We start from the raw sequence: 21,246 nt of genomic DNA, 5'->3' as shown, positions 1-21,246 counted from the left end.
GCAGATTATGCAAACTAAAAACTCCTCCACTGAGAAAAACTAGTCATTTGTTTTATCTCAGTGGAGGCTTTTTGTCATTTAAATAAGGCATTAAACATTTTTTATTGATTTATATTTCCCTCAAATAATACTTCTTTTAATGGCTTTCTAGTGCTTGACTTCTCGCGATCTCGCAAACCCTCAGAAAGAGTTTCTTTATTGCCGCGATAACCAATGCTTATGACTACATGAAGATCAAAATCATCAGGGACATTTAGTAAGCTTCTGGCTTTTTCCTCATCAAATCCCCCTATAGCATGTGTGCTCAATCCTAGCAATGTGGCTTGAAGTGATAAATGGCCCCAAGCTGCACCAGCATCAAACGTATGTGCACCGTTAGGGTCACCATTCTCTCTCTTTTTGTCTGAAGCTAACAGAACCAGTACTGGTGCAGATTTGGCCCAAGTAAGGTTAAAGGGATTTAAGAATTCATGAAAGGTTTTCAGTTGATTTTCAGTTTTGGCTACAAAAAATCGCCAAGGTTGATCATTGAAAGATGATGGGGCCCATGTAGCCGCTTCTAGTATTTTATACAATTCCTCATCGGAAATTTTTTGCTCAGAATATGCCCGAGGGGACCAACGATTTAAAAATAAAGGATTGATCGAGTATTCAGATTGACGATTTTCCTCCACTTCACTGGCAAGCTGTTGAGTAGGATTAATAGATAAACTCATGGTTATACACCGCTTTCTAAAAGAATTGTGTTGTGATAAATGAAAATATTTTTTTGCTGTTATTTGATTGATGATGATTAGTTATAACCTGCTAAAGATGAATTGATACATTGAAATCACTTAACCTCCTTTTTTAAGACCGATAGTGCTACAAATAACAAAGGAGGCCAGAGCATAGCTCTGGCCTCCACGTTTATGGTCGGCTTCATTTTTATAAAGTTGTTAATCAGGTAATCCTATCTGTTTTGTCGACATTTTAGAACATACTGGAAATCCTGTCAAGAGAAAAGCACCTTCAAGATATTTCAGCGAGTAAATTCTTTTATTTGGACTAGGATGAAGCTCCTCACAAGGAAGACGATTATACTCCAAAAAAGAAAGCGGCTGTTGCGTTCGCGATGCCTTACAATTAAGTTTTGGAAAAAAGGGATTGAAAGAGATTATAATCGGCGCCAAAGGAATTAATAACTGATCTATTGGTAAAGCCATTATTCCGGTTTCTTCAAGCAGTTTAATAATGGATATAATTTTATTACTTAATGATAAAAAAGAATTTCGACTTCGATAATTGTCCAGTTCAGCGCCTAGCCCCTCGAGGTCATAGAAAGCTCCAAAATGAAGGCAAAAAGTGCCTTCCTTTTGGGGGAGCTTCTTATGCTTGTCGGGGTTGACCAAGGCGCTTGCGCTTTTCTTACTGCCGTATTCCTGCTGATAATGGGACAGCAAATTGTTGTGGAGCGGATAAACCAAGTAATGAACTTCCTACAGTCGTATAGGCAATATTAGGGGCTCGATGAACTTGACCAGATCCACAACCAATTTGCAGAACTCCGGCATTGACCATATTACCTATTTTTAAAAAACGGATATCAAATGTTTGTTGAAGATGTTTATCCATTTTCATCACCTCTAATTAACTATATGTTCTAGAGTTAGGTTGAATTCAGGATTATGATCATGCCGAAGTTTTTCCCATTACAAAAACATGCCTGTTATTTTTTGAATCGGAATGGTACGGTTGAAACGATCACATTTTTTTGATAAATGAGGTAGAGACGTAACAAAAGGCTTGATTGGTTATGCAAAATATCGTGCCATCTCTTCTTGGTAATAAATTGAGGAATCAAGACGGTAAGTGAGTACTTTTGTTCATTCGCCTTTTCCTCCACTATTTCGATAAAGCGTGCAATCGGTCGTAATAAACTTCTATAAGAGGTATACAACGTCACAAGACGTATATCTGGCTGCCATTCCTTCCATTGATCCTCCATTTGTTTTTCACTCTCACGGTCAAAAGCAACATAGACTGCAATGACAGAGTCACCAATTAACTTCGCATAGTTTAATGAGTTTTCTACAACCTTAGAAATCCCAGCAACCGGGACAATGACAATGTTACCATCTAACGGAAGAGACTCATTTTCTGTTGTAATCCTCATTTGTTCACCAACGGCATCATAATGCCTTTTAATTCGATGGCACATAAAGACGATCAGCGGTAAGAAGATGAGAATATACCAGACTTGAGAAAATTTTGTGATAAAGAAAATGAGTACAACCGTTAAAGTAATCAGTGCGCCAATTAAATTAATGGTCATTTTCGGTAGCCAACCAGAAGGTTTTTCTCTAATCCATTTCACAATCATACCTGTTTGTGACAGTGTGAAGGGGATAAACACACCTACTGCGTAAAGGGGAATCAGTGCTTCTGTTGCACCTCTAAAGATGATAATCAATAGAATGGATGCGACACTAAGAGTAATGATTCCATTTGAATAGCCAAGTCGATCGCCGCGATTTAGGAACATTCTCGGTATATACTTATCGCTGGCGAAGTTTACCGCTAACATCGGGAAAGCAGAGAAGCCTGTGTTCGCAGCAAGGACCAAAATCAGAGCCGTTGTTCCCTGGATAAAATAATAAAGGAAGTTTCTTCCAAAAATATGAGAAGCCATTTGGGAAACAACCGTTTCCTCTGCTTTAGGAGAGATGCCCAGCCAATATGCTAAAAACATCGTTCCCGAGAAAAGCACAGCTAAAATGCATCCCATGATCATTAAAGTATGGACTGCATTTTTAGCTTCAGGTTCCTTGAAATTCGGAACAGCATTTGAAACGGCTTCCACTCCTGTAAGAGCCGAGCAGCCTGATGAAAAGGCACGTAATAGAAAAAATAGACCAATACCAGGAACAGCCGTTCCTATTGGGGTATGTAGATGGAAAGGAATCTGTCCGCTAACCATTTGCCATAGTCCCACTCCAATTAGAAGAAGTAACGCCAAGACAAATAAGTAAACCGGATAGGCAAGAACATTAGCTGATTCCGTAATTCCTCTGAGATTCAAAATCGTAATCAAAATAACTAAAAAGCAAGCGATTACGATATTATAGGGATGTAAGAACGGAAATGCGGATGTAATCGCATCGGTTCCGGCTGAAACACTTACGGCTACTGTTAAGATATAATCGACTAATAACGAACCGCCTGCTACAAGCCCTGCATTTTTCCCTAAGTTACTTTTCGAGACAACATAGGCGCCCCCGCCATGAGGATAAGCGTAGATAATTTGGCGATAGGATAAAATTAAGGCAGCTAACAGGATGAGGACACCCACACCAATCGGTATTGAATACCAGAGAGCAATAAATCCTAAAGTGGATAACACAATGATAACTTGTTCAGGGCCGTATGCCACAGAAGAAAGGGCATCCGATGACAGAATGGCAAGTGCTTTTAATTTACCTAAGCGCTGTTCGCCTAATTCACTTGTTTTCAGCGGTTTCCCAATTAAGGCTCGTTTAAATATTGAATAACGCATAAAGTCCCCCCGTAGCATTAAGCAATTGAACTGCTTTTATTAACCATAGGATTATATTACCCTCTAATACCTTTTGAAAACCATTGAACAATGCAAAATGCCAAATCGAACATTTGTGTAAAATTTACATGATGCCAAATTCATCGAATCAGGATTCAATACTTATCTAAGAATTTATTAAGGACTTTGATTCTATATGTTATTCAATTTACTTTGAAGACCTTGCTCGGATAAGAAAAAGATTCACGAATTAAGGATTGGCTTTAATATTTCAATCATGAATGCTAAAAAACAATACTTTTGGATTATGTTGTGATAAAACTGAAATAGGGTAAGAGAAATTTTTAACCGTTCCGTATTCAAGTACCAACATTAATAGTGTCAGTGGATTTATGGAATAATTGAAGTTGAGTGTGAGAACTAAGTATAAAAAAATTGGTGGAGGTTAATTAGGAATGTCTGAGAATACTGCAAGTAAAATGCACTTTATGCTGAAGTCTACTCCTCCGAGAGCAACTTTCCAACAGGACATGACAGAAGAAGAACGAAATATCATGGGAAAACATATTGCCTATTGGACGGACAAGCAAAAGCAAGGGATTGCTCTAGTCTTCGGTCCTGTCCGAAATCCATCAGAACCGCACGGACTTGCCATAATTGAAGTTGAAAATGAAGCTCAAGTCCCAAAACTAATAGCAGAAGATCCAGCTGTCATGGCTGGGATCATGACAACTGAATTTCACCCGATGTTTGCGGTACTGCCGAACCAACACGCTTGAACAGTTTGCCAGTGTTAGTTGAAAAGAGACTTGAAAAGACAAAAGTAAAAGGCTCAGGATGGGACTGAGCCTTTTGCTTTTTAGTTATTCATTTTGTGCAACGCTGTTTCCGTCTAAAAACTGATTTAGGGCTGAGATATTCTTATCGAAGTCCACGTCTAAAACCGCACCCAGTCCGTCCACACGTTTATTTTCAAAACTTCCATTTTCAGGAAGGCGGAATGTTTCTAAATTTCCACTTTTCTTCGTTATAATGTCTTTTCCAATAGTCAAAATCGTGGAACTATCTAGGTTGGTATCTACGTATTTATTCATAATACTTAATAGCTTAGGGAGTTTTACCACACTTTGAAAGCTAACGGCTTGGTCTTTTAATTTTGAAATCACTTCTTGCTGTCTTTGTATTCGTCCAAAGTCACTTAAACGATCGTGACGGAAACGGACATATCCTAACAACTCTTTCCCATGCAGGGTTTGTTTGCCTTCTTCTAACTTGGTTTCGATACCATAGGACATCTCATAGGGAATATCTACTTCAATTCCATTTGGAGCAATGAGATCGACCGCTTTTTCAAATCCCTTAAAGTCTACCATCGCATAATAATGGATATCCAGATTAAAATTTTCTTTAATGGTTTCTCTTAGTAATTCAGGACCTCCAAACGAAAAAGCTGCATTTAATTTTTGCTGGCCATGTCCTGGTACAGAGACCAACATATCTCGCATCAAAGAAATCAGTCTGATTTTATGGGTTTGTGGATCATAATGTGCCACCATTATGGTATCCGTTCGCGCTTGTTTTTCACCCCGTGAGTCACTACCTAATAAAAGAACATTGATTTCATTTAGTTTATTTTTTTTCGCTCCTTTAAATGGTTGAGTTCCTTCGGTCTTTTTCAGTGGTTGGTTGACCGTTTTTATTGCGTCTTCTATGTATTGGAATATAGTAAAAAGACCAACTAGAAATATACTTACTAGAAGAAGGGCACCAAACACTCTCCTCCATTTTATTCTTTTTCGATTCTCTTTTGACCGTAACAAATCTTGCATCACCTCATTATAAAAACCCCTTGAAGTAATGATTATCCCATAAGAATTTTTCATCTTTTTTAATAAAAGATTACATTTTATTAAATTTCTGATTACACTTCCAAATTTTTCTGTCATGAATCTGTGTAAATTCAAAAAAAGTAATGACGTTATTTTTAGAAGATTCGTGGCAAAATATATTCAAGAATGGGTTTCCAAAGTTGGATAAATTCGCTTTAATATAAAGAAAGGTTTTTTTTCGGAGGTGAAATTTATGGCAGTTATTTCAACACAGCAGCGTGATAAAGTGAGTTCCTATCAAAGTCTTCGTTCCTTATATGAACGAAACATTACAGTGAATAGTATTGCAGAGCATTTAGATACTTGTCATCTTCATGATGATGCGAACCAAATTAAACACGTGATGATTACAAAAGATTATGATGTTTTAGGCGTGGAAAATAACGGAATTGTTATTGGTTATGTGGTAAGAGAGGACATGATGGAAGGAATTTGTCAAGAGTACTACCGCAGCTTTAGTCCAACCGAGCTTGTTTCGGAATCCACGCCACTTTTACAAACTCTTTTTATTTTAAAAGAAATCGATCGAATATTTATCCTAGAAGGGAACAGAATTACCAAAGTGGTCACATTGGCAGATCTTCAGAAACCGCCAATTCGAATGTTATTATTTGGTTTGATTTCTTTATTAGAGATGCATCTTTATCGGATTATTAATGAATACTTTCCTAATGATACCTGGAAACAGCATTTAAACCCGAAGCGGATTCAATTCGCGGAAGATTTATTTTCACTTAGAAAATCCAAGAATGAAGCCATTCAATTAAGTGATTGTTTGCAGATTTGTGATAAAAGAGACATTGTCTTAAATGAGGAAGCATTGCGAGAACGGCTGGGGATTGAAACCAAGACGAAGGGGAAACAGTTTTTTAAAAAATTAGAAGAACTTCGTAACAATTTAGCCCATTCCCAGAATATCAATACGGAAGACTCTTGGAATGAAATGTTCTCCTTAATTGAACAGACGGAGAAACTGTTAGAGGAATGTGAAAAGATCAAATAACCTCTAGAGTTGGTGCTTGATTATAAGGCACCAACTTATTCTTTTTAGTTACGGTGGAGCAACAGAGTTGCTCTGCTTTTTTATTATCGGGAGAAGGTTATAGTTGGATAAAAATGGTAAAAAATCCAATGTTGACGAAAAATGAGCCAATAATGGAGAATTTTCGGCCAATCCCTATTAAAAATGAGCCAAAAGCTCCGAAAAATGAGCCAAACTCCCCAGAAAATCAGCTAATTGAATTTAAAATGGTAAAAAAAAGAAGGCAATATACCTTCTACATTCTGAATTCCACTGTTTTAAGTTCGTTGAATCGTCGAGAGGGAGAAGTTTTTTACCATTTTTTGTAGATTACGATGGCCCTCTCTTAATTTGATCGTTTCTTCAATGATTTTTTGGAATCCTTCTATATCTCGATCAGTTGCATTTAATAAAGACTTCGGCAGGCCTTCGACGAGTTGTTGTAGGGTTAGTTCACTCAAGAATAATACCACCTTTCAACTTTTTCGTAGAACTCAATTCCTTTTCTTTAATATTTTGTATAGTGTTGTGTTTTTCCTGCCATCACGTTATAAAACTTATCTACATGAATCTCCAAATATGAAAAGGAAAAGAAAAATTACTCCTTTTTCTTACATATTCAGACGGTAAATCTATTATTTTTTCTGGCAATTGTAGAAAAATATTAGGAATATTTTATATCCAATCTGTCTCTTACAGTTATTTTTATATAAATAAAAGTTGCAAGGGTACTATTGCATAAAAATAGGAGAAACGAATGGGAACAAATGTACGTAAAAAGTAACTGTTTTAATAGATTCATAATTGTTAAACTATTGGTAACAACAAGGTTTGACTTCTCTGGAATCTGTCAGGAGGGATATAATGGAGCGAATAGTACGCTTGATTCCGTACAAATTGATTGCGAAGTTAGAAGCAGTAACCGAGGTGCCAAAAGGGGTCGAAATGATACAGGCCCCCAAAATCTGGGGAAAAACAAAAGGGTTGGGAACCACGATTGCAATCCTTGATACCGGCTGTGATCTGGCACATCCTGACTTAAAGGATCGGATTATCGGGGGACGGAATTTTACCAATGACGATAAGGGTAATCTAGAGGTTTTTCGGGATTATAATGGTCATGGCACCCATGTCGCCGGGACCATTGCAGCTACGCAAAATCAAAAAGGGGTAGTGGGTGTTGCTCCTGAAGCTAATCTTTTAATTGTCAAAGTCCTTGATAAAAATGGTTCCGGACAATATGACTGGATTATCAATGGCATCCACTATGCGATTGAACAAAAGGTTGATATCATTTCGATGAGCCTTGGCGGCCCAGAAGATGTTCCGGAGTTACACGAAGCCATTCAAAAGGCAGTTGATAATAATATTCTGGTTGTATGTGCTGCTGGTAATGAAGGGGATGGTCAGGATACCACCAATGAATTTGATTATCCTGGATCTTATAATGAAGTCATTAGTGTTGGAGCGGTCAGCCTAGACCGACGAATTTCCGATTTTAGTAATTCAAATAATGAGGTAGATCTCGTCGCTCCTGGGGAAACGATTCTTTCAACCTACCTGAACGGAAAATATGCGAAACTCAGTGGAACATCAATGGCCACTCCACATGTATCCGGAGCCTTAGCCCTTGTCAAAATCCTTTCGAATCGAGCCTTCGAGAGGGAACTGACAGTACCTGAACTCTACGCGCAATTAGTCAAACGAACCGTTCCTCTAGGGTTTTCGCCAAAGTTAGAAGGAAATGGGATGGTGTTTCTGACTGCGATTGATTATTTAACAGACGTTTTTAACCATGATCTAAAATTAAATTTCATAAAGAATCATAAATAGTTTACTAGTTAATCAAACAGTGCCGTAGTAATTCTTCGGCACTGTTTGATTTTTTCGAGCAATTTATGTATGAAATGTGAGGACCAGTTATGATAGATGAAGAGGTTCTACAATTTGTTCACCATTTATCCCCACATATACAGAATTTTTTTCAGTAATACTTACCATATAAGTTATAATTCCAGCGTTAGCCATTTCTCTTAGAAAATCTAAAAAGGGGAGTGCTATGTTTGCGATTACTTGTAATGCCTGATTTCGATTAAATTGATTTGAAATGACAAAGTTAACTTGAGGTTCTGTTTTTAACTCAGCGTGCTCGCCCTTATATGTAGCTTGACCTGTGGCCACATCAATATGGTATTTAAAAACCCCAATTTTCGATAATTCTTCTAAAAATTCACCAAAGCTTGTCTTTCCTGTGCTTCTACTTTCAATAATCATATGTAATTCATTTTCTGTTAGTTTGGAATCCATGGTTCATCCTCCAATTATTCCTTGAAAATACTTTTGAACGACCCTTTTTCTATTAAACATTTCGACATTTTTCTGCATCCTCTGAAATGTTCCAACATACATGTAAGATTCAAATTATAAAGAAGTTTGTTGATTTTACTGACTTTACCAGTTGTTAGTGGTGTTAGTGTGGATATTTATTTTTGGTAAAGGTGGGATTTTGTCAAATCTTGACCTATTTTTTTGCTTTCAACACTTCCATTTTATTTGTAAAATATAAAAAAACTATTAGATATATAACAAATGTTATTGGATTTATTAGTAAGCAGAATAAACTAACATTCAAAATTATTATAATGATATAAAGGAGATTGAACAAAATGTACAAGTACACCATCTATGTAACCTACAAAGGAAAAGTTTATCAAACCAACGTATTAGCTGACAAAAACCAACCAGAAGATGAAGTTTACCGTATAGCAAAAGAGCAAGTTGAAAAACAATGGGCAAATTAAAATACATAAATATGGAATTTTTATAAAACTTCGTTTACCTGAGTATCTAGCCGCCTATGGCGGCTTTTTATAATTGAAATGATATTTGTGATTGGACCCAGATAACTACAATTTAAATTTAAGTTCGTTATTAAGATTTGATTTCTTTTCTAATTTACAAACCCACTTATAATATCCAACCAGTATTAAGAGAAGAATTGGGTTAATAATAAGGGAATGCCAAATGGTCCACCAACCGTAATAGAAAAAACCCCATGGTTCTGGTAATAATGCGATTGACTCGTAGAGTAATAAAAGAATCTCCCACACGGCAATATAGAGAATTTTTTTATATAATTCCTTTTTATAGGGAAAGAAATTTAAAAAAATGACATTCACAGGTGGGACTAAAAAAATATGAGCAATGAATGATTGCCAATCTACATTTTTTGTGAAATACCAATATCCATGATATTTAAAATCAACATAAACATCAAAGATCGATTGAAATGCAATAGTAAACATCCAGATATGATACATTTGGTTTGGAGTTAATCGTTTTTTTATTTTTAGAGCGCAGGAGTTAAAAATAACAATTGCGATGATAAGACCAATCATAAATACACCTTTTCCCAGTTACTTTCTATGAGTTATTATTTCCAAATAATTACATTCGATACTTAAAGATGAGGCTTTAAAACTAAAGTAATATTGTTAAGGGTAGTCAAAAATAGTACTGCTTTTTTGTTATTGTCCTTAGCCAGCTATTTGTTAATATTATCCGATCATTTGTTTATATCCATTTAATTTGTTCATATCATCGAAGTGAATGGGACTTTTGGACTACCAAATTTTACAGCTTTCTTCCATTCGAGTGAGATGATATAGTTAATTTGTAAGTTGCTTCGGCATTTACGAGAAGGTTTTCTACAGAGAAGTACTCAAGAGGTTGAAGAGGCGCCCCTGCTAAGGGTGTAGGTCGGGTAACCGGCGCGAGGGTTCAAATCCCTTCTTCTCTGCCATTATTTATTATGGGAATGTCCTGGTATCGACAGGGATAGCTTGAGCTTGTATGGCGAGTCGAGGGAATCGTCCTCGTTAAAACGATAAAGCCTAATAACTGGCAAACAAAACAACAACTTCGCTTTCGCTGCCTAAAAACAGCTAATAGCGGTTCCACTCTCCATCGTCCATGTGGCAGGGTAGGGACTCATTTTAAGTGGACTACGCTGAAATCCACCGTCTGAGGAAATCGGAAGAGAATAACCAGACTAGCTGCTTCCATGCCTGTCAGTAGGCTAAAGAAGTGAGTGAATCTTAATCTACTGACTACACTCGTAGAAGTATAAGTGCCAATATCTTTGCACACGGGTTCAACTCCCGTCATTTCCACTAGAACTTTTAAAAAAACAAAGTATCCCATTTTTCCGCAGTAGCTCAGTGGTAGAGCTATCGGCTGCTAACCGGCCGGTCGTAGGTTCGAGTCCTACCTACGGAGTCATAACCCAACAAGGACACTAGGAATCAGGTCAGGGCGGGAACGCAGCAGCCTTAACTAGTGAAATTGTGTGGGTTATTACATAGAACAAAAGTGAAAAAGCGCAAAACTCTCAGTGAGTTTTGTGCTTTTTTTGTTAATATCCTGAAATTTGTTCATATCTATTCAAATTTTGTTAATGTAATCAATTTTTTGTTTATATCCACTCGAAATTTGTAATATATTCAAGTTTTTGTTAGTAAAGCAATAAAAGTATGTAAAAAATCGCTAAATCCTCTTTTGAATTTGTACGTTCAGATTGTGACGTAGAATTCACGAACGTTCGTGTTTTGCTATTATTAACTTTAAATGAATATAATTGTTAGCGTAAACAAAATAGCGATAGTATTGTAATTTGTCTAATAATTACTTATAATGATATTTGTTAATGTTTTTTGTAATATCCAATAAAAACGAACATTTATTACCTAATTGAATAATTTGTTCGTGTTATTAATCCAACAAAGGAAAAGAAGTGGGAAAAGTTATTTTAATGGCTTTGTTAAATGGATGTAAATCTAATACTTCTCAGGGGGACTATCTATGAAAAATCTAATCAAAAAATGGAATCAAATCAGTCTGGTTAAACAAATCATTGTCGGTTTGGTTGTTGGAATTATATTAGCAGTAACGATTCCAGAAACCGCTAAGCCCGTGGTCATTTTGGGTTCTTTATTTGTAGGTGCGTTAAAAGCCATCGCTCCTGTTCTGGTTCTATTCTTGGTTATGTCGGCCATTGCTCAACACAAAAAAGGGCACCAAACAAATATGAAATCTATTATCATCTTATACCTTTTAGGAACCTTTTTAGCCGGGCTAATGGCTGTTATTGTAAGCTTTGTTTTTCCTGTCAGTATATCCCTTACAAAAAGTGCGGAGGGCGTGTCGGCGCCAGGCGGAGTGGTAGAAGTGCTTAAGTCCTTATGCCTGAGTGTTGTCGAAAACCCAGTTAAAGCAATCTATAATGCCAACTATATTGGGATTTTAGCGTGGGCAACCCTTCTTGGTATGGCCTTAAAAAATGCTTCAGACACAACAAAAACTGTGATTTCGAACTTCTCAGATGCTGTTTCTAAAATGGTTGGTTGGATCATCAAGTTTGCTCCTTTTGGAATTATGGGGTTAGTGATTGATTCGATTACAACGAATGGAATCAACTCTTTACTAAGCTATGGTAAATTACTTGCTGTTTTGGTTGGATGCATGCTTCTAGTTGCTCTTGTACTCAATCCAATCATCGTGTTCATTAATATCCGTCAGAACCCATATCCCCTCGTTTTAAAGTGTTTAAGGGAAAGTGGAATTACAGCATTCTTCACGCGCAGTTCGGCTGCAAACATTCCTGTAAATATGAGATTATGTGAAGATTTACAGTTAAATAAAGATTCTTATTCTGTATCTATTCCTCTAGGAGCTACCATTAATATGGCAGGAGCAGCCGTCACCATTTCAGTTTTAACACTTGCAGCAGTCCATACATTGGGCATCCATGTGGACATCCTTACAGCAATCATCCTAAGCTTATTATCCGCTGTATGTGCTTGCGGCACTTCTGGCGTTGCTGGTGGATCACTTTTACTAATCCCTTTAGCCTGCAGCATATTTGGGATTCCGTCTGATGTTTCTATGCAGGTAGTGGGGGTAGGCTTTATCATCGGTGTTTTACAGGATTCATTTGAAACAGCCATAAATTCTTCGACGGATGTACTTTTTACTGCAACTGCTGAATTTAAGGAGAGGCGCAAAAAGGAAAGAACGATTCAAATTCAAAAAGTATCATAAAAAAAAAGAAACGCAGTGTGTTCATTGAATCGTACTGCGTTTCTTTTTTTATCTTGAAATGACATTTGTGGGAGTTTGCTAAACTTGAGTGGATTTCCAAGAATGAATAAAGAGGAAATAGAAAGGCAGACTATTTCTATATACTGGTTACTTTTTTAAGGCATTTCTGTTTAAAAAAAACTACTTCTACAAAGGAACCACATATAGGGAGATGTCGCATGTTTTTTTTATTAAATGTACTAGGAGTTATCGTTGTTTTTGGTCTCGTATTCCTTTGTTCTCCTAATAAGAATAAGGTAAAGTGGCGTTCTGTTATAAGTTTAATTGTAGTAGAACTGCTAATAACCTGGTTTATGCTTGCAACAAAAATTGGTACTTGGATTATCAATCAGATTGCATCGTTTTTTACCTTTCTCATTACCTGTGCTGACCAGGGAATCTCTTTTGTATTCCCATCTGCCATGGCGAATCCGTCGGTTGATTTCTTTTTTAGTGCCTTAATGCCCATTATTTTTATTATTACTTTCTTTGACATCCTTACCTATTTCGGAATCTTAATTTTTATTATTGATAAAGTTGGCTGGGTTATTTCCAAAATTTCTGGATTGCCTAAGCTCGAAAGTTTCTTTTCACTACAAATGATGTTCCTCGGAAATACAGAGGCATTGGCAGTTATTCGGCAACAACTTTTAGTATTAAACGAATATCGTCTTCTTACGTTTGGTATTATGAGTATGAGCAGCATAAGCGGGTCCATCATCGGTGCTTACTTGAGTATGGTTCCAGGAACCTATGTATTTGCTGCCATTCCGTTAAACTGTTTAAATGCTTTATTGCTGGCAAGTGTGTTAAATCCAATAGATGTTCGTAAAGAAGAAGATATTGTTTATGTTCCTTCTAAGAATGAACGAAAAGATTTTTTCTCTACCATTTCCAATAGCATGCTTGTTGGAATTCGAATGGTCATTGTGATTATGGCCATGGTGGTAGGGTACGTAGCGTTAACTGCTTGTGTTAATGGCATATTAGGATTTTTTGTACATGGACTTACTGTCCAAAAGATTTTTTCCGTGATTTTCAGTCCATTTGCATTCCTTCTTGGTTTGTCAGGTCATGATGCTATGTACGTCGCCCAGCTAATGGGGATTAAACTTGCTACAAACGAATTTGTGGCAATGATGGATCTTAAGAAGCATATTCATTCTTTACCACCACATACCGTAGCTGTGATTACAACGTTTTTAACCTCTTTTGCTAACTTTAGTACGGTGGGAATGATATATGGAGCGATTACTTCTATTATGGGTGATGAAAAGTCTCGTATCATTGGAAAAAATGTCTGGAAGCTTTTAGTGAACGGAATTTCCGTTTCACTTCTAAGTGCCATGTTCGTTGGGCTGTTTATCTGGTGAAAATGATAGAGCCTATTATTAGTTGGGCTCTTTTATATTGGGGTTCAAAAAAAAGTAGGTCTTTTGAACTACCAAAATTTACAGCTTTCTTCCCCTCAAGAGAGATGATATATTTAGTTTGTAAGTTGCTTCGGCATTTACGAGCAAGTTTTACTTACAGAGAAGTACTCAAGAGGCTGAAGAGGCGCCCCTGCTAAGGGTGTAGGTCGGGTAACCGGCGCGAGGGTTCAAATCCCTTCTTCTCTGCCATTATATTTTGGGAATGTCTTGGTATCGACAGGGATAGTTTGAGCTTGTATGGCGAGTCGAGGGATTCGTCCTCGTAAAAACGATAAAGCCTTATAACTGGCAAACAAGACAACAACTTCGCTTTCGCTGCCTAAAAACAGCTAATAGCGGTTCCGCTCTCCATCGTCCATGTGGAAGGGTAGGGACTCATTTTAAGTGGACTACGCCGCAATCCACCGTCTGAGGAAAACGGAAGAGAATAACCAGACTAGCTGCTTCCATGCCTGTCAGTAGGCTAAAGAAGTGAGTGAATCTCAATCTACTGACTACACTCGTAGAAGTATAAGTGGCAATATCTTTGCACACGGGTTCAACTCCCGTCATTTCCACTAGAACTTTTAAAAAAACAAAGTATCCCATTTTTCCGCAGTAGCTCAGTGGTAGAGCTATCGGCTGTTAACCGATCGGTCGTAGGTTCGAGTCCTACCTGCGGAGTCATAATCCAACAAGGACACCAGGAATTAGGTCAGGGCGGGAACGCAGCAGCCTTAACTAGTGAAATTGTGTGGGTTATTACATAGGACGAAAGAGAAAAAAGCACAGAACTCAAAGTGAGTTTTGTGCTTTTTGTGTTAATATTCCTGAAATTTGTTAATATCCACCCAAATTTTGTATGCTATGGTGTAAAATATTAGAAAAATACATACTTAAGAAATGATAGGTTCATTCACATACCTCATTTTCTATGACTCCTGTGTGACAAAAATCAATCTTATTTACCTATCTTTTGAAACAATCCTCCCTTTCATCGACTAGTTCCTAAGTTTCATTTTGCGTATGTCTAGTAGCGTTTTCAATTCACTCCGTAATCGCTGCCAAATCCCGTACTAAAAGGAAAACAGCATATTCTCGATCTGCTTTACTACTAAATAGCCCATGTTGACGACATTATTAAATAGAATTAGATTTAATAAAAGAGTAATAGGATCTTTTTCTACATTAAATAATGGGATTTCATCAACAAAAGGAGCATCACACAATGAAAAGCATTCAAAGCCGCTTATTTCTAATGCTTTTAATTTTTATCATTCTTCCGTATTTTTTGACCGTTTTCTTTATATATGGTTATACCAAGAAACTCGTGGAACAGCATGAGCTAGAAGTCAGCCGCAATCAAATGGAGAAAGCATCAAATGAACTAGAACAATACTTTGAAGATTTAGTCGGCCTCCCATATGTGACATACCGTAATCCTGATTTGTTCCGGATCTTTGAAAATGGGTTTCAAGATTCCATTTATTTCAACCCCATTACAGTTAAAAACAGTATCGAAACGTTTTATCTCATGCGTAAAGAAATCCGGCAGATTCGATTTTATATTAATAAAAGTAAAGAATCATTTACTGTTTATAATGCTATGGTCAGTACCCGTAAAGCTCAGCCGGATTTAGTAAAGGAAAGTTCGATTAAAAAGCTTTTTCACTCTCATTCAATGTATTTAATTGAGCCCCCTCATCCGATTGAGAACTATAATGATGCAGCTATAGTTCCTCAATCTGATAACACAGTAGTATTAACGATACACCATAAAGTAATGGACGTACTTTCGAACAAATTTCTGGGTATTATTACGCTTGATATTGATTTAAAAACCTATGCCCGCTTATGTAACAGTCTTGTACAGAATGAAAAGGAATCCGTACTACTTGTAAATTCGGATAACCAAGTGATGTACGCTAGTGACCGACACCTGATAGGAAAACCGGTTCCATCCAATTTGATAACATCTATTCAGCAGACTGGCGTCAAAATGGGCAAAGAGATTATCTTGTCCAGATCGTTGTCAGGGCCATTGCGTCAATGGAAATTAATAAAGATTACACCTGAACAAGTAATATTTCACAATGTTAGACAGACTGCTTATATAAACATCCTTGTGGGGATAGGGGTCGGATTTTTAGGACTTATCATGATCGGGATTATTTCTTACATGATCACTAGACCCATAAAACTACTCAGCAGAAAAGTGCAGAGCATTGAGGCAGGGAATATGAATGTTCCTTTTAATGACAAGGGACACGATGAAATAGGGCACCTGGAAAAACACATAAAGGATATGATGAATCGGATCAATCTTCATATTGCTCGCGAGTACAAACTGGAAATCGAAAATAGAAACAATCAATTAAGGGCATTGAAGTCCCAAGTTAATCCGCATTTTTTATTTAACGCCCTTCAAACGATAGGTGCAGTTGCACTAAGATCCCATTCGCCAAACGTCTACGGATTAATCACCTCTTTATCCAAAATGATGCGATATTCCATTCGGGCCAATCAATGGGTTTTAGTCCGAGAAGAAGTGGATTATATTAAAACCTACCTTTCTCTACAAATGGAGCGTTTTAGGAACGAATGGACCTATACGATCCATCTGGACGAATCGATTCTTAATCTAACCATTCCAAGTATGACAGTCCAGCCGCTCGTTGAAAACTTCTTCAAACACTGCTATGAGGAGGGGTTCTACGATGCACATATGAACATAAATGGAGAAATTCAAGGAGAATTACTCTGCCTGGTAGTAGAAAATAATGGACCCAGTATGACATCTGAAGAATTGCAAATCCTTCGGAAAAATATTTATACCAAACCAATTGAAGGATCTTATTCAGCGGAGCATATTGGTTTAAAAAATATTCATGACCGTTTGGTCTTAAATTATGGGATAAAGGCAGGACTAGAAATAGATACCAATCAAGGACAGGGGTTTATTGTTCGATTAATGATTCCTGTAGAATCAAAATTTGCCAATCACAAACTTGAAACAATCTAAAAATCACCAGCAAGGAGATGAATATGGGAATGAAAACTCTCATTGTAGATGATGAGTTCAACGTCCGTTATGTCATACGCCAATTGGGCCAGTGGGAGAGTAATGGTATTACAGAGCTTTTGGAAGCAAGAAACGGGGTTGAAGCAAAAAATATCATACAGAAGGAGAAACCAGAGATTATTCTTACAGATGTCAAAATGCCTGGCATGAACGGGATTGAAATGATTGAATGGCTTGATAGCATTTCTTATCCCGGCAAAATCATTTTCATAACAGGATTTGACGATTATTCCTTTATGAGAAAAGCCATTAAGCACAACAGCTTCGATTATTTACTAAAACCAATTGAAGCGGAGCCTTTTAATCACACCTTAGCGGAGGCGGTAAAATCATGGGCAAATGAAGAAACAGACCGTAAATACAAAGAAGCGGGCGTATATGACGATGTGAAAAGACTCCGTCTCAATCAAATGGTCACAGAGGTTTGCCTAGGGGAGTATTTCGACCCCGCCGAAGTTGCTTCTTCTCTGCCAACGGCTGATGAATTTGATCTTACCCTTATTTCTTTTTACCAAATGCATCATTCGGCCCCATATATCCAGCTGTTAGCCGAGGAGCTCGAACATCAAGAATGGGGAAATGCCTTTGAACTTCAGAATGATCATAGTCTTTGTTTGGTGATTACTGTAAAAGGAATCTGGTTATCTGTTGAAGAATGGATCAGCCAGCAGTTTGAAATTCCTGTTCGTCTTGTAGAAGGTGAATCTTTGAAGTCATTGGAGGGTTTACCAATTTCCTATAAAGCTTTGCAATTGAAGTTGGAAGATCAACAGTTCAGAGCGATTCACCGTTTAAACGATTTAGATAATGCCTGCCGGATGCGGAATATTGTTCAATATGTAGAAACCTATTACATGGAAGAGTTGAACCTCGAAAAGCTTTCAAGCCGTTTTTTCTTAAGTCGTGAACATATTTCCAGAAAGTTCAAACAAGAAACAGGCATGACTCTGTCCAAATACATGACGAAACTACGTATTGATCAGGCAAAATCAAGGTTAAGAGAATCGGATGAAAGTATCCTTTCTATATCACTGATGCTCGGATACCAGGATGAGAAATACTTCTCAAAACTATTCAAAAAAATCACGGGTTTCACCCCTTTTGAATACCGAAACGATATAAAAAAGCAACAAACCGGGGGCTTCTGATACGTGGCTACATTTTCCAATTATTATATAAATGGGGGATAGGAATGAAAAGGATTTTACGATTACACATGGTTTGTTTAACCATCTTGAGTCTTTCTCTCTCAGTATGTGGAACGACTAGTGTGAAAGAGCCGAAGCCAAAAGAAGCCAAAAACCCAATACATAAGCTTACGCTGCATATTCGGAATCCAAAAGTAGAAATTTCTAAGCAGTTTGAACAAATGGCAGCCGTTTATGAAAAGGAAAATCCAAAGATAGAAATCAAGATTCAAACGGTTGGCGGTGCTGCAGACGATTTAAGCGATCTGATGGCACAGATTTCTTCAGGCAATGGTCCTGATATTTTTACGAATACCGGGTATCAAAATGCGATCCTTTGGAAGAACTACTTGGAGGATCTATCTGATCAGCCATGGATTAAATATGCCTATCCAGCAGCTTTAAAACCAATGTATTTTAATCGAAAAATTTACGGAATGCCGCTAAACCTGGAGGGATATGGTTTCATTTATAATAAGGATTTATTTAAAAAGGCAGGTATTATATCCGTTCCTAAAACGTTGACTGAATTAATAGCAGTAGCCAAACAATTGCAGAAAGCAGGCATAACGCCTTTCGCAACCGGCTATTACGAGGAGTGGAAACTGGGTGTCCATTTGTTGAATATTGCCTTTGCACGGCAGGAAGAACCACCCGCTTTTATAGCAGCCTTAAATAACGGAACAGAAAAGATTACTAACAATCAAACATTTAAAGATACCATCCACCTTCTGGACATTACATTAAAATATGGAAGTACCAATCCGCTCTCCACGGATTACAATATGGAAGTCAATTTATTTGCCACAGGAAAAGCAGCAATGATTCAGCAGGGAAACTGGGTGCAGCCTATGCTTGACCAGATTTCGCCAAATATGAATATCGGATTTCTGCCCATGTCCATTAATGATGAAAGCAAGAATGACGCCTTAGTCGTCAGTGTACCGAACTATTGGGTGGTCAACAAACAAACCACACCCGAGAAGAAGAGGGAAGCTAAGAAATTCTTAAACTGGATGGTTTCCTCTAAGCAAGGGAAAAGTTTTATGACCAATGAGTTCAAATTTATTCCTGCGTTTAAAAATATAAAAGTGGACCATTTAGGACCGCTGGCTCGTGATGTAATTGCCTACTACCAAGCTGGGAAAATACTAGATTCCAATTGGCCGGACTTCCCGGTAGGTGTAAGAGAAGAGTTCGGACTGGCGATGCAGATGTACGTAAGAAAACAGCTTACTCGTGAGCAATTACTAGAAGAATTTCAAAAATCCTGGGATAAGGCCAGGTCCACTTTGAAATAAATTCATTTGCCTCCGTTTGGGGGCTTTATTTATTTGGTAGCATCCCTATATCAATTTAAGACGAAATTCTAATCAATCCATGCCATCCCCAAACCTTTCTTCCTCCTCTATAATTTTCATTAATAAGAAACGATTACAAGCTTTCTTATCCAATTCATACATATCCAGGGAGGAAGACAATGAACTTCAAAAGATTGACGAAAAAAGCAGCTGCTGTAACCTTCAGTACTGCGATATTAGTAGGAGCAGGCGGACCGAAGATTTTTGCACAGGAAATGAACAGCGGGGATTACAAGGAAGACTTTGGTTTTGCCCATATTACGCGAGCTGACATGCTAAAAATCCCAGGACAACAAAACAGTCCTCAATTTAAAGTGCCTCAATTCAATGCATCAGCAATCAAAAACATTAATTCGGCAAAAGGGTATGATAAGTCAGGGAACTTAATCGATTTAGATGTATGGGATAGCTGGCCACTGCAAAATGCTGATGGTACTGCGGCAAATTATCATGGATACCATATCGTTTTCGCTTTAGCAGGTGACCCAAAAGACAGTAATGATACTTCTATTTATTTATTCTATCAAAAGATCGGTGATACATCGATTGATAGCTGGAAAAATGCGGGAAGAGTATTTAAAGATAGTGATAAATTTGTTCCCAATGACCCATATCTAAAATATCAAACACAGGAGTGGTCAGGTTCTGCTACCTTAACTAAAGATGGCAAAGTCCGTTTATTCTATACAGATTACTCAGGTTCTCCTGAAGATGGTGGAACTGGCGCTGGTAACCAGATTATATCAACTGCTCAAGTTAATTTATCTCAGCCGGATGCAGTCACTCTGAAAGTTGATGGAGTTTCTGATCATAAATCTGTCTTTGATGGCGGAGACGGTACAGTTTATCAAAATATTCAGCAATTTATCGATGAAGGCAAATGGGTTTCAGGTGATAACCATACCTTAAGAGATCCTCACTATGTTGAAGATAATGGTCATAAATATCTTGTCTTTGAAGCCAATACTGGAACCTCAGATGGTTATCAAGGTGATCAATCTTTCAATAATAAAGCATATTATGGCGGCAGTAACGTCTTTTTCCAAAATGAAAAAAATAATCTGTTACAAAGTCCTAAAAAACAAGTTGCTTCTTTAGCGAATGGTGCATTAGGCATTGTGGAATTAAATGATGACTATACAGTGAAAAGTGTTATGAAACCATTAATTGCGTCAAACACAGTAACAGATGAAATCGAACGTGCCAATATATTTAAAATGAACAATAAATGGTATCTATTCACAGATTCAAGAGGTTCCAAAATGACGATTGATGGAATTAACGACAAAGATGTTTATATGCTAGGGTTCGTAGCCGATTCCTTAAATGGTCCATTTAAACCGTTAAATGAAACTGGACTTGTATTGAATATGAATCTTGATCCTGCTGATCTCACATTTACTTACTCTCATTTTGCTATACCGCAACCTGAAGGTAATAATGTGGTAATCACAAGTTATATGACGAATAGAGGCTTCTATCCAGACAAGCATTCTACTTTTGCTCCAAGCTTTTTACTTAACATTAAAGGTTCTAACACATCTGTTGTACAAAATAGCATTCTTGAACAAGGTCAATTAACCATTAACCATTAACCAATAAACCAAGCAAATAAAAAAGA

Annotated in this window: 17 protein-coding genes, 4 tRNA genes and 4 other RNA genes; 18 read left to right on the top strand and 7 right to left on the bottom strand. The window is 37.3% G+C overall.

Annotation, left to right across the window (positions count from 1 at the left end; genetic code table 11):
• Positions 1 to 101: 101 nt before the first annotated feature.
• The 3 genes from JOC76_RS13980 to kimA form a co-directional block, all read right to left on the bottom strand.
• Positions 102 to 716 carry a nitroreductase family protein gene (locus JOC76_RS13980; RefSeq protein WP_205178462.1) on the bottom strand — a complete coding sequence of 205 codons (615 nt, stop codon included), beginning with the start codon at positions 714 to 716 and terminating at the stop codon, positions 102 to 104.
• A gap of 691 nt (positions 717 to 1,407) precedes the next feature.
• Positions 1,408 to 1,614 (bottom strand): hypothetical protein, encoded by a 207-nt coding sequence (locus tag JOC76_RS13975; RefSeq protein WP_205178461.1) that lies wholly within the window; start codon positions 1,612 to 1,614, stop codon positions 1,408 to 1,410.
• 94 nt (positions 1,615 to 1,708) lie between these two features.
• A complete protein-coding gene (kimA, locus tag JOC76_RS13970) occupies positions 1,709 to 3,535 on the bottom strand; it encodes a potassium transporter KimA (protein ID WP_205178459.1) in 1,827 nt (608 codons plus the stop codon).
• Between the two features lie 455 nt (positions 3,536 to 3,990).
• Here kimA and JOC76_RS13965 point away from each other — a divergent pair, with 455 nt between their 5' ends.
• A complete protein-coding gene (locus tag JOC76_RS13965) occupies positions 3,991 to 4,314 on the top strand; it encodes a YciI family protein (RefSeq protein ID WP_205178457.1) in 324 nt (107 codons plus the stop codon).
• Between the two features lie 84 nt (positions 4,315 to 4,398).
• Here JOC76_RS13965 and JOC76_RS13960 read toward each other — a convergent pair whose 3' ends face one another.
• A complete protein-coding gene (locus JOC76_RS13960) occupies positions 4,399 to 5,364 on the bottom strand; it encodes an LCP family protein (RefSeq protein WP_205178612.1) in 966 nt (321 codons plus the stop codon).
• 253 nt (positions 5,365 to 5,617) lie between these two features.
• Between JOC76_RS13960 and JOC76_RS13955 the strand changes: the two genes are divergently transcribed.
• Positions 5,618 to 6,427 (top strand): hypothetical protein, encoded by an 810-nt coding sequence (locus JOC76_RS13955; protein ID WP_205178455.1) that lies wholly within the window; start codon positions 5,618 to 5,620, stop codon positions 6,425 to 6,427.
• 296 nt (positions 6,428 to 6,723) lie between these two features.
• On the opposite strand, the gene JOC76_RS13950 is transcribed toward JOC76_RS13955, so the two are convergent.
• Positions 6,724 to 6,906, bottom strand: coding sequence for a hypothetical protein (locus JOC76_RS13950; RefSeq protein ID WP_205178453.1), 183 nt, complete (start codon positions 6,904 to 6,906; stop codon positions 6,724 to 6,726).
• Between the two features lie 403 nt (positions 6,907 to 7,309).
• Between JOC76_RS13950 and JOC76_RS13945 the strand changes: the two genes are divergently transcribed.
• Positions 7,310 to 8,278 carry a S8 family peptidase gene (locus JOC76_RS13945; RefSeq protein WP_205178451.1) on the top strand — a complete coding sequence of 323 codons (969 nt, stop codon included), beginning with the start codon at positions 7,310 to 7,312 and terminating at the stop codon, positions 8,276 to 8,278.
• Positions 8,279 to 8,365: 87 nt separating this feature from the next.
• On the opposite strand, the gene JOC76_RS13940 is transcribed toward JOC76_RS13945, so the two are convergent.
• Positions 8,366 to 8,752 carry a DUF1398 family protein gene (locus tag JOC76_RS13940; RefSeq protein ID WP_205178449.1) on the bottom strand — a complete coding sequence of 129 codons (387 nt, stop codon included), beginning with the start codon at positions 8,750 to 8,752 and terminating at the stop codon, positions 8,366 to 8,368.
• Between the two features lie 359 nt (positions 8,753 to 9,111).
• Here JOC76_RS13940 and JOC76_RS13935 point away from each other — a divergent pair, with 359 nt between their 5' ends.
• On the top strand, positions 9,112 to 9,246 hold the full coding sequence (locus JOC76_RS13935; RefSeq protein ID WP_205178447.1) for a BA3454 family stress response protein: 135 nt from the start codon (positions 9,112 to 9,114) through the stop codon (positions 9,244 to 9,246).
• 105 nt (positions 9,247 to 9,351) lie between these two features.
• Here the strand turns inward: JOC76_RS13935 and JOC76_RS13930 are convergent, their stop codons facing one another.
• Positions 9,352 to 9,843 carry a CBO0543 family protein gene (locus JOC76_RS13930; protein WP_205178445.1) on the bottom strand — a complete coding sequence of 164 codons (492 nt, stop codon included), beginning with the start codon at positions 9,841 to 9,843 and terminating at the stop codon, positions 9,352 to 9,354.
• A 313-nt stretch (positions 9,844 to 10,156) separates the two neighbouring features.
• Between JOC76_RS13930 and JOC76_RS13925 the strand changes: the two genes are divergently transcribed.
• The 14 genes from JOC76_RS13925 to sacB all read left to right on the top strand — a co-directional run bounded on the left by JOC76_RS13925 (position 10,157) and on the right by sacB (position 21,220).
• Positions 10,157 to 10,247: transfer RNA gene (locus tag JOC76_RS13925), tRNA-Ser, on the top strand.
• 11 nt (positions 10,248 to 10,258) lie between these two features.
• Positions 10,259 to 10,620, top strand: a transfer-messenger RNA (tmRNA) gene (ssrA, locus tag JOC76_RS13920).
• Positions 10,621 to 10,651: 31 nt separating this feature from the next.
• Positions 10,652 to 10,723 (top strand) — tRNA-Ser (locus tag JOC76_RS13915).
• An RNA gene (ffs, locus tag JOC76_RS13910) (signal recognition particle sRNA small type) lies at positions 10,723 to 10,808 on the top strand. The genes JOC76_RS13915 and ffs (JOC76_RS13910) overlap by 1 nt, the downstream gene beginning before the upstream one ends.
• A gap of 497 nt (positions 10,809 to 11,305) precedes the next feature.
• Positions 11,306 to 12,544, top strand: coding sequence for a serine/threonine transporter SstT (sstT, locus tag JOC76_RS13905; protein WP_205178443.1), 1,239 nt, complete (start codon positions 11,306 to 11,308; stop codon positions 12,542 to 12,544).
• 218 nt (positions 12,545 to 12,762) lie between these two features.
• The gene (locus JOC76_RS13900) at positions 12,763 to 13,956 is read left to right on the top strand and encodes a nucleoside transporter C-terminal domain-containing protein (protein ID WP_205178441.1); all 1,194 of its coding nucleotides are present in this window, start codon (positions 12,763 to 12,765) and stop codon (positions 13,954 to 13,956) included.
• Between the two features lie 158 nt (positions 13,957 to 14,114).
• Positions 14,115 to 14,205 (top strand) — tRNA-Ser (locus JOC76_RS13895).
• A 9-nt stretch (positions 14,206 to 14,214) separates the two neighbouring features.
• Positions 14,215 to 14,576: a transfer-messenger RNA gene (ssrA, locus tag JOC76_RS13890) on the top strand.
• A 31-nt stretch (positions 14,577 to 14,607) separates the two neighbouring features.
• Positions 14,608 to 14,679: transfer RNA gene (locus JOC76_RS13885), tRNA-Asn, on the top strand.
• Positions 14,679 to 14,764: signal recognition particle sRNA small type (gene ffs / locus JOC76_RS13880), an RNA gene on the top strand. Before JOC76_RS13885 ends, ffs (JOC76_RS13880) begins: the two co-directional genes overlap by 1 nt.
• Before the next feature lie 459 nt (positions 14,765 to 15,223).
• Positions 15,224 to 17,017, top strand: a complete 1,794-nt coding sequence (locus JOC76_RS13875; protein ID WP_205178439.1) for a cache domain-containing sensor histidine kinase — start codon at positions 15,224 to 15,226, stop codon at positions 17,015 to 17,017.
• Positions 17,018 to 17,040: 23 nt separating this feature from the next.
• Positions 17,041 to 18,225 carry a response regulator transcription factor gene (locus tag JOC76_RS13870; protein WP_239557724.1) on the top strand — a complete coding sequence of 395 codons (1,185 nt, stop codon included), beginning with the start codon at positions 17,041 to 17,043 and terminating at the stop codon, positions 18,223 to 18,225.
• Between the two features lie 44 nt (positions 18,226 to 18,269).
• Positions 18,270 to 19,565, top strand: a complete 1,296-nt coding sequence (locus tag JOC76_RS13865; protein WP_205178437.1) for an ABC transporter substrate-binding protein — start codon at positions 18,270 to 18,272, stop codon at positions 19,563 to 19,565.
• A 179-nt stretch (positions 19,566 to 19,744) separates the two neighbouring features.
• Complete coding sequence (sacB, locus tag JOC76_RS13860; protein ID WP_205178436.1) at positions 19,745 to 21,220, top strand: levansucrase; 1,476 nt, start codon at positions 19,745 to 19,747, stop codon at positions 21,218 to 21,220.
• Positions 21,221 to 21,246: the final 26 nt, after the last annotated feature.

The organism is Neobacillus cucumis (assembly GCF_016908975.1).
Lineage (GTDB): Bacteria > Bacillota > Bacilli > Bacillales > Cytobacillaceae > Neobacillus > Neobacillus cucumis.
The sequence above is the reverse complement of the archived record's forward strand: the minus strand, read 5'-3'. Positions and strand labels throughout refer to the sequence as shown.